Genomic DNA, 12,961 nt, shown 5'->3' on the forward strand with positions numbered 1-12,961 from the left:
CTAATGAACACTGTTGCCGATCAATGAGGCATCACAGTATCGTTCGCAAAAGAGGCTCCGCACGCTTCGCTAAATCAGAAAGGAAACACCATGAAAAAAATCATTTCCGTCCTGTGCATCCTCGCAATGGGTATCGGCCTGACTGCCTGTAATACTGTCCACGGCTTTGGTCAGGACGTAGAACGCGGCGGCGAAAAAGTCCAGGATGCCGCAAACAAGTAGCATTTGGCTTGTTCCCGTCCTGACAAATGAAAAGAGCGTGAATCTTCACGCTCTTTTTTTACGTTCGCAAGGCATCATTTATTCGCTTCTTTTTTCACGACACTGAAGCCCCCGTCCGATTCCAGATAAACGTGTGCCACTTCGTCGAATGACTCGACGCCTTCCAGCCTCAAATGGCTTTTCAACTCTTCTTCGGTAATAAACTCGCGACGCATGTTACGTCTCAACAGCCGCCCGTTTTTCACGAGGCATAGCGCAGATGGCGTGGTAAAGCGTCGGAAAGTCGGCGAATAATAGCCAAGACGATCAATAATCACGTTCCAGCCCACAAGTACAACAATGAGGACAATACCGTCTGTCAGGGTCTTGTATTCCCCCGACATGGCGTTCTGTGATGCGTCTGCAATGATGACGAGGATAAGAATATCGGCGATGCCGATAGAACCGACCTCACGCGGGATGACGAAACGGAAGATAAGAAAAAGCAGCCAATAGATGGCTGTTCCACGAACGAATATTTCCAGGATGGGAACATCGTTGCTGAACAGTCCCGCCACATCTATACCGGCGAATAGATCCATGATGGTTCACGGTTGGCGTTCAAATTGCGGCATGTATTGCAGTATTAATTGCAACGACCATCATGAAGATGGCCGATGCAATACCGCCTGAAAACCGTTACTTCTTGATCGACAGGTTGTTGACGACGGACTTCACACCCTCGACTTCACCGGCGATCTTTGCTGCACGGTCAATCTGGGTCTGATTATTCACCGCACCGTTCAACGTAACAACACCCTGGGCTGTATCGACATTTACATCCAGCCCCTTGATATCGGAATCAGCCAGCAAAGCGGTTTTCACCTTGGTTGTGACAACCGTATCGTCAATGACTGCACCGGCGGATTTACCAGCCTCCGAAGGCGGCACCGGATTCTCCGGCACGGTTGCCGAAGGTGCAGCAGGCGCCGTGTTTTCCGGTGGCGTTGTCGGCGCCGGACTGGTGGTCGTCGAATCGGTCGATGCAGGTGTTTCTGCGGCACGACGCTCGCAACCTGCAACGAACAGGACGGCCAGCATCGCGGCACCAATGACTGCTTTCGAATTATTCGGCAATGTTTTCATCATGATTTTCCTTTCGTGAAAATAAGGAATCCACGTGCCTCCATTAGATCTTTGTTAATGCCTGAATCGGAAGCAAACGAACTCGCAAGACGGATTTCCCGCCCGATTTTCCTTGGTGCAACATGCGCCAAATCAAATCGGTTATCTTCTTGACCACACTTTTTCCAGAAGGTTCGAAGAGAAAACAGGAACGATCTATCCCCGAACTTGCTCCCGGTAAAATTTACATGCCGAAGCTAAAGTTACGCGCAAACAATACGCAAACAAAAACCAGCGGAGAAATGTCCGGACAAACCGGGCTAATGAATCATGCCGCGAGCGGCTGCATGCGCTGCAATGCCTGCAGCAATAAATCCGGATCGCCCAGTGCGAGCTTTTTCGAATCGGAAAGCGTCTGGCGGAAACCGCGCGCGTTCGGCAGGCCTGCCATCAGGCCGAGCATGTGACGTGTGATGCTGTTGAGCTTCAGGCCGCCACCTTTCTCGCTTTTTCCGTATTGCGCCAACTGCTCGCGAATGTAGGGAATCATCGCCTGCAATATTTCTGCACGCGATTTTGGCGATGCTGCATCACCGTAATAACGGGCGTCGAAAGAAGCCATCAGATACGGATTGTGATATGCCTCGCGACCGAGCATCACGCCATCGACGTGCTGCAAATGCGCATCGATTTCCTCTACCGTCTTGACCCCGCCGTTGATGAGAATTTCCAGCGCAGGAAAATCCTTTTTCAATTGATAGGCGAACTCGTAACGCAACGGCGGAATTTCGCGATTTTCCTTTGGACTCAAGCCCTGCAGAATCGCATTGCGTGCGTGAACGATAAACGTATTGCATCCGGCGTCCGCCACTGTACCGACAAAGTCGCGCACGAAATCGTAGGAAGTAACGTCGTCGATGCCAATGCGATGCTTGACCGTGACATCGATCTGTACGGCATCGCGCATCGCTTTGACACAGTCGGCAACCAATGGCGCCTCGTTCATCAGACACGCACCGAACGCCCCCTTTTGCACACGCTCTGAAGGGCATCCGCAATTCAGGTTGATTTCGTCATAGCCCCATTGCTCACCAAGTCGCGCACTCCTCGCCAGATCGGCAGGCTCGCTTCCGCCGAGCTGCAACGCGACAGGATGTTCTTCATCGTTGAAATTCAAATGCCGGGGTACGTCGCCATGCAGCAATGCCCCGGTCGTCACCATCTCGGTATACAACCAGGTGTGGCGTGTGATCTGCCGATGAAACATGCGGCAATGCCTGTCTGTCCAATCCATCATCGGAGCGACAGAAACGCGACGCGGCAGGTATTTTTCTTGTTTCATTCGAACTGACTTCCCGCAATCAATCGTGATTGATCGCTTTCTTTCCATGACGGCACATGCCGGATACGAAGTATACGCAAGATGACGGCGCGGCGCTGCAAAGTAGCGGCGTTCGTGTTGCACTCATGTCTTGTTCTTGATTAAACAAACTGCGGTAATCGTTTATCCTGCGATTACAAAAACGTAATAACATTGTTGCATCCTCCCACCGGAAAGCACCGCGCAATGTCATCGCCTCTCGATACCACGCATCTGTGGATGCCATTTACCGCCAATCGCCAGTTCAAGGCCAGACCGCGCCTGCTGACAGCGGCATCCGGCATGTATTACACAACGGATGACGGCCGCAGGCTTCTCGATGGCACGGCCGGTCTGTGGTGCGTCAATGCCGGTCATTGCCACCCGAAGATCATCGAGGCGGTACAGAAACAGACAGCGGTGATGGATTTTGCCCCTCTTTTCCAGATGGGCCATCCAAAAGCGTTCGAAGCCGCCAGTGCGTTAGCTGCGATCGCGCCCGAAGGCATGAACCGCGTATTTTTTTGTAATGACGGCTCCGAAGCCGTCGATACTGCACTGAAAATTGCGCTTGCCTATCACCGCATGCGCGGCGATGCTGGTCGTACCCGACTGATTGGACGGGAACGCGCCTATCACGGCGTCGGCTTCGGCGGCATCGCGGTCGGCGGCATGGCCGGCAACCGCAAGCAGTTCGGCCCCAGCCTCGCTGCTGCGGATCATCTGCGTCATCCGCTCAACATCGAAAAGAATGCTTTTTCGCGCGGCCTGCCGAAGCACGGTGCCGAAATGGCCGACGAACTCGAACAGCGCCTGCTCGCACTCCACGACCCGTCGACGGTTGCCGCCGTCATTGTCGAACCTGTCCAAGGGTCGACCGGTGCGATCCTGCCGCCGCAAGGCTACCTGGAGAAAATTCGCGCCATCTGCGACAAGTACGGCATCCTGCTGATTTTCGATGAGGTCATCACCGGCTTCGGCCGTCTTGGCGCACCGTTCGGTGCAGACTTCTTCAATATCAAACCGGACATGATCGTGTGCGCAAAAGGTCTGACCAATGCGGCAGTACCGATGGGCGCCGTCATCGTGCGCCAGGACATCCACGATACCTTCATGGACGCTGCGCCGACAGATACCATCGAGTTTTTCCACGGCTACACCTACTCCGGTCACCCGATTGCCGCTGCAGCGGCAATCGCTACACTCGCCGTCTACGAAGAGGAACAATTATTCCAGCGAGCCACGGACATGGCGCCCTACTTTGAGGATGCTGCTCACAGTCTGAAAGGCCTGCCATTCGTCAAGGACATCCGCAATCTCGGACTCGTTTGCGGCATCGAGCTCGAAGGAATCGCCGGCAAACCCGGGACGCGCGCCTATGACATTTTTACAAAAGCATTCTGGGACAAGGGAATACTCCTACGCACCGTGGCCGATGTCGTTGCGCTGTCGCCCCCGCTGATCATCAACAAGGCGCAAGTCGACGAAATCTTCGGCAGCATTGCCGACATTCTCAAGTCGATGAAATGATTCCTTCTCGCGGCGTTTGCAATTACCGCACTTGTAACCGCACCTGTAAAAAAGCCCGCTGACTCCAGTGACCCTAGGGTCGAGAGTGCGGGCTTTTTCGTAGCAGCGACAGTACGCTGCATTCAACCAGAATTACGCAGCGTCGCGGCTTGCCTTCTTGCGCTCATGTTCCTTCAGGAAGCGCTTGCGCAGACGAATGCTCTTCGGCGTGACTTCGACCAGTTCGTCGTCGTCGATGAATTCGACCGCGTATTCCAGCGACAATTCGATCGGCGGAACCAGACGCACGGCTTCATCGGTACCCGATGCGCGCACGTTAGTCAGTTGCTTGCCTTTGATCGGATTGACGACCAGATCGTTTTCACGCGAGTGAATGCCGATGATCATGCCTTCATAGACCGGATCGTTGTGGTTGACGAACATGCGGCCGCGGTCCTGCAGTTTCCAGATTGCATAGGCAACGGCGGTACCGTCATCCTGCGAAATCAACACGCCATTGCGACGACCGCCAAGTTCACCCTTGGTGTTGTCGACAGGTGCGTAGGTATCGAACACATGGCTCATCAAGCCGGTGCCGCGCGTCAACGTCATGAATTCGCCCTGGAAGCCGATCAGGCCACGTGCAGGAATACGGTACTCCAGACGGACGCGGCCTTTGCCGTCCGATTCCATGTTTTGCAGATCGCCACGACGACGGCCCAATTCTTCCATCACGCCGCCTTGATTGGCTTCTTCGACGTCAACGGTCAGGTTCTCGTACGGCTCATGACGAACGCCGTCTACCATCTTGAACACCACGCGTGGACGCGACACAGCCATCTCGAAACCTTCGCGACGCATGTTCTCGATCAGGATGGTCAGGTGCAATTCACCGCGGCCCGACACTTCATAGGTCGAATCGTCGTCCGGCGATTGCAGGACGCGCAATGCCATGTTCGACTTCAGTTCTTTTTCCAGACGATCGCGGATCTGGCGCGTCGTGACAAATTTACCTTCGCGACCAGCCAGCGGCGAGCTGTTGACCATGAAGTTCATCGTCAGCGTCGGTTCATCGATCTTCAACATCGGCAAGCCTTCCGGGGTATCCGGTGCGCAGATGGTGGAGCCGATGCCGATTTCTTCGATACCGTTGATCAACACGATGTCGCCAGCCTGCGCTTCGTCAACGAGAACGCGATCCAGGCCTTTGAACGTCAGAACCTGATTGATACGCGCCCTGGTCGGCTTGTCTTCCGGACCATTCATCCAGACCACGTCTTGCAGCGCCTTGATGCGGCCACGCAGGATACGACCAACGCCGATCTTGCCGACGTACGACGAGTATTCCAGCGAAGTGATTTGCAATTGCAGAGGACCGTCCGGATCATCTTCACGCGCAGGAACGTGTTCCAGGATCGCGTCGAACAGCGGTTCCATGCTGCCTTCACGCACGGTGTCTTCCAGACCAGCGTAACCTTTGAAGCCCGATGCATAAACGATCGGGAAGTCCAGTTGTTCGTCGGTCGCGCCCAGCTTGTCAAACAGTTCGAAAGTGGCGTTGACCGCTTTTTGCGGATCGGCGTTTTCACGGTCGATCTTGTTGACGACCACGATCGGCTTCAAGCCCAGTGCCAGCGCCTTGCGCGTGACAAAACGCGTTTGCGGCATCGGGCCTTCCTGCGCGTCGACCAGCAGCAGCACACTGTCGACCATCGACAATACACGCTCCACTTCGCCCCCAAAGTCAGCATGGCCCGGGGTATCGACGATGTTGATGTGCGTGCCTTTGTATTCCACGGCACAGTTCTTCGACAGAATCGTGATGCCACGTTCTTTTTCGATATCGTTGGAATCCATCACACGGGCGTCAACCTGCTGGTTGTCGCGGAAGGTACCGGACTGACGCAGCAGTTGGTCAACCAGCGTGGTTTTGCCGTGATCAACGTGAGCGATGATGGCGATGTTGCGAATGGCGCGTTTGGAATTTGACATGTTCGTAGGTAAAGCGTGGAGGCCTGAATTCAGGAAACCGTAGATTATAGCACGCACCCGATTTCAGAATCGTGAAAACCCTTGAAATTTCAATGGGTTGCCGCGCCTTCTGTAACATTCCAGTGACGCGCTGCATTTGTCGCAGACAAAGACAGTCGGTTTAATGTGTCGGAATCGAGCAAAGCCGGAAAATCGGCGTTTTGCATTAACGCCAACATTCCGATCAGCAATCAATCTTGTTCGCCGTTGCAATCAAGCGTTCGGGAGCCAATACGCCGTAAGCCTGCATCCGCCCGGTGCCAAGCAATGCATCGTCAAGCTGGCGATAAACGCGTACGCGTCCTTCGCCATCCGGCAAGGAGACATCTTCCTTACCCAGCGCAAGACGTTGGCCGTGCAGGAAACGTTTCGCCAGATCTTCCGATAACTGTATTTTGGGAAACGATGTCAGCAATGCATCAACCGGTGCCAGCGCCGATTGCCGTGACGCCTCGTCCAGTTCGGCAAAGCCTTCCAGCGTCACTGCGCCGCCAATGGTCAGATCGCCAACCTGCACACGTCGCAACGCATTCAGATGCGCTCCGCAACAGAGTGCTGCGCCGATGTCTTCGCCCAGCACACGGATGTATGTGCCTTTACTGCAACAAACGCGCAAGGTCAGATACGGCGACTGAAAGTCGATCAATGTCAGTTGATGAATGCGGACTGCGCGCGCCTCACGTTCGAGCGTTACACCGGCACGCGCATATTCGTACAACGGCTTGCCATCCCGTTTCAATGCAGAATACATCGGCGGGATCTGCTGAATATCACCGGTAAATTGCGAAAGGGCCTCTTCGATTTGCAAACGACTGACATCGATCTCGCGCGTGTCCAGAATCTCGCCTTCCGTATCACCGGTCGTGGTGGTCACGCCGAGATGCACGACCGTTTCGTATGTCTTGTCCGCATCCAGTAAATCCTGTGCGAACTTGGTTGCCTCGCCAAAACACAGTGGCAGCAAACCGGTAGCAAACGGATCGAGCGTGCCGGTGTGCCCGGCTTTTTCCGCGTTCAGCAAACGTTTCGCCTTGATCAATGCATCGTTGCTGGACAGACCGACAGGTTTATCCAGCAGCAACACACCGTGAACCGGTACACGTTTGCGTTTAGTTTGGGGGGATGCCATGAGGAGAAATACAGAATTAATGCCGTTTAATCGGCCGCATATGACATTGCAGAAAGGCGAAGCGCAACGCGCCGATCAGTCTTCCGCATCGCTGGCGCGTGAAGCATTTGCTTCGTCGATCAGCTTCGACATTTCAATGCCGCGTACGGTCGATGTATCGTGCACAAAATGCAGTTCCGGCAAGGTATGAATGGTAAGGCGACGTCCGAGCTGGCCGCGCAGATAACCGGATGCCGCAGCAAGTCCGGCGATCGTGTTGCGTATCTTTTCCTGATCATCCACAAGCGTCGTGAAAAAAATCTTCGCGTGTGCATAATCCGGCGTGACCTGCACTTCGGTAAGTGTGATCATCCCGACGCGCGGGTCTTTCAACTCGAACGCAATGATTTCAGACAGATCGCGCTGGATCTGATCTGCGACGCGCAAACCGCGTCCGGGAATGGATTTACTGTGCTTGGCCATGGACTGAATATGAAACGATAGTGCGATTGAATGACCTGACGTCCATACATGCGCTACCGAAGGTAATGTAACAATACGGCTTATACAATACTGCCGCAGAAAAACATCGGGGAGCAATCTGCTCCCCGTGTGTATAACAACTTACAGCGTGCGGGCAACTTCCTGGACCTCGAAGACTTCGAGTTGATCGCCTTCCTGGATTTCGTTGAAGTTCTTCAGCGTCAAACCGCATTCGAAGCCGGATTTAACTTCCTTCACATCGTCCTTGAAGCGTTTCAGCGAATCGAGTTCGCCGGTCCAGACCACCACGTTATTGCGCAGCAGGCGAACCGACGCGCCGCGACGCACCAGGCCTTCGAGCACGTAGCAACCGGCAATCGCACCGACCTTGCTGACCAGAATAACCTGACGAATCTCGACCAGACCCAATGCCTGTTCGCGCTTCTCCGGTGCCAGCATGCCCGACATCGCCGCCTTGATTTCGTCCACCGCATCGTAAATGATGTTGTAGTAACGGATGTCGACGCCATTGGCTTCGGCCAGCTTGCGTGCCGACGCATCTGCACGCGTGTTGAAGCCGATGATGACCGCTTTAGAAGCAACCGCAAGATTAACGTCGGATTCGGTAATACCACCGACGGCAGCATGCACAACCTGCACTCGCACTTCACTGGTGGACAATTTCTGCAGCGAACCAACCAGCGCCTCCTGCGAACCTTGCACGTCGGTCTTGATGATCATCGGCAGATTCTTGACTTCGCCTTCGCCCATGTTCTCGAACATGTTTTCCAGTTTTGCCGCCTGCTGTTTCGCCAGTTTGACGTCGCGGAACTTGCCTTGACGGAACAGGCCGATTTCCCGCGCCTTGCGTTCATCCGCCATGACCATGACTTCCTCGCCGGCATTCGGCACTTCGGTCAAACCTTGGATCTCGACTGGAATCGATGGACCGGCTTCCGAAATATTCTTGCCGTTTTCATCCAGCATTGCACGTACACGGCCATAGGCAGAACCTGCCAGCACGACATCGCCGCGCTTCAACGTACCGGATTGAACCAGAATCGTGGCAACCGGACCGCGACCTTTGTCGAGTTTGGCTTCGACAACCAGGCCTCGAGCAGGCGCATCGACCGGTGCTTTCAATTCCAGCACTTCGGCTTGCAGCAGAACCTGTTCGAGCAATGCGTCAATACCTTCACCGGTTTTTGCCGACACCGGCACGAACGGCGAATCACCACCGTATTCTTCCGGCACGACTTGTTCCGCAATCAGTTCCTGCTTGACGCGATCCATGTTGGCACCCGGTTTGTCGATCTTGTTGATCGCCACAACGAGCGGTACGCCTGCAGCCTTTGCGTGAGCAATTGCTTCTTTCGTTTGCGGCATCACACCGTCGTCGGCTGCGACCACCAGAATGACAATATCCGTGGCCTTCGCACCACGCGCACGCATCGCGGTAAATGCTTCGTGGCCCGGCGTATCAAGGAAGGTGATCATGCCGCGCGGCGTTTCGACGTGGTAAGCGCCGATGTGCTGCGTAATGCCACCGGCTTCGCCGGATGCAACCTTCGCGCGACGGATGTAATCCAGCAGCGAGGTTTTGCCGTGATCGACGTGACCCATGACGGTGACGACCGGTGCACGCGGCATCAGTTCGGCGTCCGCATGTTCTGTGCCTTCGGTAAGCAGCGCCTCCGGATCATCCAGCTTGGCTGCATGAGCGAGGTGGCCCATTTCCTCTACCAGGATCATTGCTGTTTCCTGATCGAGAACCTGGTTGATCGTGACCATCTGGCCGAGCTTCATCAATTGCTTGATGACTTCGGATGCCTTGACCGACATCTTGTGCGCGAGTTCGGCGACGGTAATCGTCTCAGGCACGTGCACATCCTTGACCACCGCTTCGGTCGGTGCCTGGAAATTGGTTTCCCGATCTTCGTGATGCGACGGACGACGGCCTTTCGGCCCCGCACGCCAGCCATCGCGGCCACCGCCGGTATTGCCGCGCGTCTTGAGACCGCCGGTGCCGCGTTTTTTCGCGTCATCCTGCCAGGTCGACGAAACATTTGCCGACTTGATCGATTTCTTGTCGGGAGTGGCAACGGCTTTCTTGTCGTCTTTCTTCTCGCCAGGCTTCTTGTCAGCCGGCTTATGCAACGTACCTTCCGCAGGCTTCGCTGCAGGCGCAGGTTCCGGCGCCTTGATGGCACGACGCGGCGCGTTCATCATCGCCTTGATCTGGGCGACTTCGTCAGCTACTGCCTTGCGGGCAATTTCTGTTGCAGCCGCTTTTTCGGATGCTTCCTTCGCCGCGTCTTTCGCCAGCTGTGCGGCTTTCTTGTTCGCTTCTTCGACGGCGATGCGTTTCTTTTCTTCTGCAGCCGTTTCGTCGGTTTTTGCGGTAGCTGGTTTTTCCTCGGCCGCTTTTTCTGCTTCTTCCGCTTTCAGCAACGCCTGAGCCTGCGCTTCCTTCTCGGCTTCCAGCTTGGCAAGACGCTCCTGCTTCTCGCGCAGATCCGCTTCCTGACGTGCGATTAGCTCGGCCTGACGGCGTGCTTCATCGGCACGGCGTGCAAGTTCTGCTTCGTCGATGACCGGCGCCGCAGGTTTTGCTGGTTCTTCCGCGACATCGTCTCGCTTGACGAACGTGCGCTTCTTGCGCACTTCAACCTGAATCGTGCGCGACTTGCCGGTGGCATCTGCCTGCTTGATCTCGGTTGTTTCCTTGCGCGTCAGCGTGATTTTCTTCTTCTCGCCATCAGGCGCAACACCGTGCGCACGGCGCAAATGATCAAGGAGCTTGTCCTTGTCGGCTTTCGATAATTCATCGGACGCCGAGCTCTTCTCCACGCCGGCATCGCGCAGTTGCGTCAGCAGTACATCTGCCGGCATTTTTAGCTCGGTGGCAAATTGGGCTACGTTGTTACTCGCCATTCAGTCCTCTTTTCTATGTGACACGTTGGATGCAATCAACTGCGCGAATTACTTCGTTTCCACGAGGCTCCATACCTTGGCTTGCAGCGCCTTGGCATGATCGTCGTATTTCGCGTCGATGAGCTTCATCTCTTCGTCGGTCACATCTTCAAATTCATTTTCAATCAGTTGACGCGCACGGTCCGCAGACAGCGCGAGAATCGCACCGAATTCGTCATACGCCAGCGCTGCAAAGGCGTCGAGCGTCTTGACGCCCGCCAGCCCCAGCTTGCCTGCGATGATGCGATCCATGCCTTCCAGGTTCGCCAGCGCATCGTCCATGCCTTCCATGCCTTCTTCGGAGGCAATGGCTTCGGTCAATAGTGCATCGCGTGCACGATTGCGCAATTCATTGACGGTATCTTCATCGAACGCCTCGATATCCAGCATTTCGCTGATCGGCACGTAGGCGATTTCTTCCAGCGTCGCAAAACCCTCTTCCACCAGAATGTCAGCGACTTCCTGATCGACATCGAGTTTTTCCATGAACAAGATGCGAATCGCAGCCGTTTCCATCAACGACTTGTCCGCCGATTCCTCGGCCGTCATGATGTTGATCTGCCAGCCAGTCAGTTCCGATGCGAGACGCACGTTCTGACCGCCACGACCAATCGCGATCGCGAGATTTTCCTCGTCGACCACCACGTCCATCGCATGCTTTTCCTCATCAACAACGATCGACGAAACGTTGGCAGGTGCAAGCGCACCGATCACGAATTGCGCCGGATCTTCCGACCACAGCACGATATCGACACGTTCGCCGCCCAACTCGCCGGTCACCGCCTGCACGCGCGAGCCGCGCATGCCGACACAGGTACCGATCGGATCGATACGCTTGTCACTGGTAAAGACAGCGATCTTTGCGCGTATGCCAGCATCACGTGCCGCCGATTTGATTTCCAGCATGCCTTGTTCGATTTCCGGCACTTCGAGTTCGAACAATTTCATGATGAATTCAGGCGCGGTACGCGACAGGATCACCTGCGGGCCGCGCGCATTGCGATCAATACGCAGAATGAAGGCACGAACGCGATCACCGATACGCAGATTCTCTTTCGGGATCATCTGGTCGCGCGGCAGACGCGCTTCGATACGACCGGACTCGACGATTGCATCGCCGCGTTCCATGCGCTTGATGGTGCCCGTCACCAGCGAATCGCCACGCTCCAGGAAGTCGGCCAGAATCTGTTCACGCTCGGCGTCGCGGATACGCTGCAATACGACCTGCTTGGTGTCCTGTGCGAAACGGCGACCGAACTCGACCGATTCGATCGGCTCTTCGATGTAGTCGTCGACTTCGATATCGCCGATCTGTTCCTTGGCTTCGAAATGCAGGATTTCCTGATCCGGCAATTGCAGGCCAGCGTCATCGGGCACAACATGCCAGCGACGGAACGATTCGAATTCGCCGCTTTCGCGATCGATCGAAACGCGAATATCAACATCGCCTTCATAGCGTTTTTTGGTCGCCTGGGCGAGCGCATGTTCCAACGCTCCGAATACGATGTCTGTTTCGACGTTTTTTTCGCGCGCCAGCGCATCAACCAACTGCAAAATTTCGCGACTCATGCTTTGCGACTCCTAAAATCCACTTTCGGCACCAAATGCGCCTTGTCTACATCGGCTAGCGTAAATTCCAGCTTTGCCGGCCCATCTTTTCCTTCAAATTCGAGCGCCAGCGTTTCGCCCGTTGGTTCCAGCAAAATACCCTGGAAGGACTTGCGGTTTGCCGCATTCGGCATCGGCAGGCGTAATTTCACCAGCGCTTCTGCACCGGCAAACCGCACATAGTCCGATAACTTCTTCAGCGGACGATCAAGTCCCGGCGACGATACTTCGAGCCGTTCGTAATTGGCATTTTCGACCGTCAGCACATGCAGCAACTGGTGCGTGACCTTTTCACAATCCTCGACGGTAATGTTTCCCTTGTCGGCATCTTCAGGTGTGAAGTCGATGTATACACGGAGCACACCGCGAGCAGCTTGCTCGAAATTGACAAGTTCATACCCCATGCCCATCAGGGTTTTCTCAATCAGTACCGACAACTGCAAGGGGATTCTCCGAAAACGTCGATCACGCCGCCATGAGCACGAGACCTGGCACAACAACACAAACCGTTTAACAAAAAAAAATGGGCATCTGCCCATCTTTTTTATCGTTCTGACCGCCGG

11 protein-coding genes are annotated in these 12,961 nt (G+C 55.0%); 2 read left to right on the forward strand and 9 right to left on the reverse strand.

What is annotated here, in order from left to right; translation table 11 throughout:
* The first annotated feature begins 90 nt into the window (after window positions 1–90).
* Window positions 91–222: an entericidin A/B family lipoprotein gene (locus VN114_RS03025; RefSeq protein ID WP_325511855.1), complete on the forward strand. Its 132-nt coding sequence runs from the start codon at window positions 91–93 to the stop codon at window positions 220–222.
* Window positions 223–296: 74 nt separating this feature from the next.
* On the opposite strand, the gene VN114_RS03030 is transcribed toward VN114_RS03025, so the two are convergent.
* The 3 genes from VN114_RS03030 to dusA form a co-directional block, all read right to left on the reverse strand.
* The gene (locus VN114_RS03030; protein ID WP_325511857.1) at window positions 297–803 is read right to left on the reverse strand and encodes a DUF421 domain-containing protein; all 507 of its coding nucleotides are present in this window, start codon (window positions 801–803) and stop codon (window positions 297–299) included.
* A gap of 97 nt (window positions 804–900) precedes the next feature.
* Window positions 901–1,350 (reverse strand): BON domain-containing protein, encoded by a 450-nt coding sequence (locus VN114_RS03035; protein WP_325511859.1) that lies wholly within the window; start codon window positions 1,348–1,350, stop codon window positions 901–903.
* 304 nt (window positions 1,351–1,654) lie between these two features.
* Complete coding sequence (dusA, locus tag VN114_RS03040) at window positions 1,655–2,668, reverse strand: tRNA dihydrouridine(20/20a) synthase DusA (RefSeq protein ID WP_325511861.1); 1,014 nt, start codon at window positions 2,666–2,668, stop codon at window positions 1,655–1,657.
* A 225-nt stretch (window positions 2,669–2,893) separates the two neighbouring features.
* Here dusA and VN114_RS03045 point away from each other — a divergent pair, with 225 nt between their 5' ends.
* Entirely contained in the window at window positions 2,894–4,216 is a 1,323-nt protein-coding gene (locus tag VN114_RS03045) for an aspartate aminotransferase family protein (RefSeq protein ID WP_325511862.1), read from the forward strand.
* A 132-nt stretch (window positions 4,217–4,348) separates the two neighbouring features.
* Here the strand turns inward: VN114_RS03045 and typA are convergent, their stop codons facing one another.
* The 6 genes from typA to rimP form a co-directional block, all read right to left on the reverse strand.
* The gene (gene typA, locus VN114_RS03050) at window positions 4,349–6,187 is read right to left on the reverse strand and encodes a translational GTPase TypA (protein ID WP_325511864.1); all 1,839 of its coding nucleotides are present in this window, start codon (window positions 6,185–6,187) and stop codon (window positions 4,349–4,351) included.
* Between the two features lie 223 nt (window positions 6,188–6,410).
* Window positions 6,411–7,355 (reverse strand): tRNA pseudouridine(55) synthase TruB, encoded by a 945-nt coding sequence (truB, locus tag VN114_RS03055; RefSeq protein ID WP_325511866.1) that lies wholly within the window; start codon window positions 7,353–7,355, stop codon window positions 6,411–6,413.
* Window positions 7,356–7,430: 75 nt separating this feature from the next.
* Entirely contained in the window at window positions 7,431–7,817 is a 387-nt protein-coding gene (rbfA, locus tag VN114_RS03060) for a 30S ribosome-binding factor RbfA (protein ID WP_325511868.1), read from the reverse strand.
* A 141-nt stretch (window positions 7,818–7,958) separates the two neighbouring features.
* The gene (gene infB, locus VN114_RS03065; protein ID WP_325511871.1) at window positions 7,959–10,751 is read right to left on the reverse strand and encodes a translation initiation factor IF-2; all 2,793 of its coding nucleotides are present in this window, start codon (window positions 10,749–10,751) and stop codon (window positions 7,959–7,961) included.
* A 48-nt stretch (window positions 10,752–10,799) separates the two neighbouring features.
* Entirely contained in the window at window positions 10,800–12,359 is a 1,560-nt protein-coding gene (gene nusA, locus VN114_RS03070; protein ID WP_325511873.1) for a transcription termination factor NusA, read from the reverse strand.
* Entirely contained in the window at window positions 12,356–12,841 is a 486-nt protein-coding gene (gene rimP / locus VN114_RS03075) for a ribosome maturation factor RimP (protein WP_325511875.1), read from the reverse strand. The genes nusA and rimP overlap by 4 nt, the downstream gene beginning before the upstream one ends.
* Window positions 12,842–12,961 lie beyond the last annotated feature (120 nt).

Origin of the sequence: Oxalicibacterium sp. (genome assembly GCF_035565035.1) — a bacterium.
Lineage (GTDB): Bacteria > Pseudomonadota > Gammaproteobacteria > Burkholderiales > Burkholderiaceae_D > Oxalicibacterium.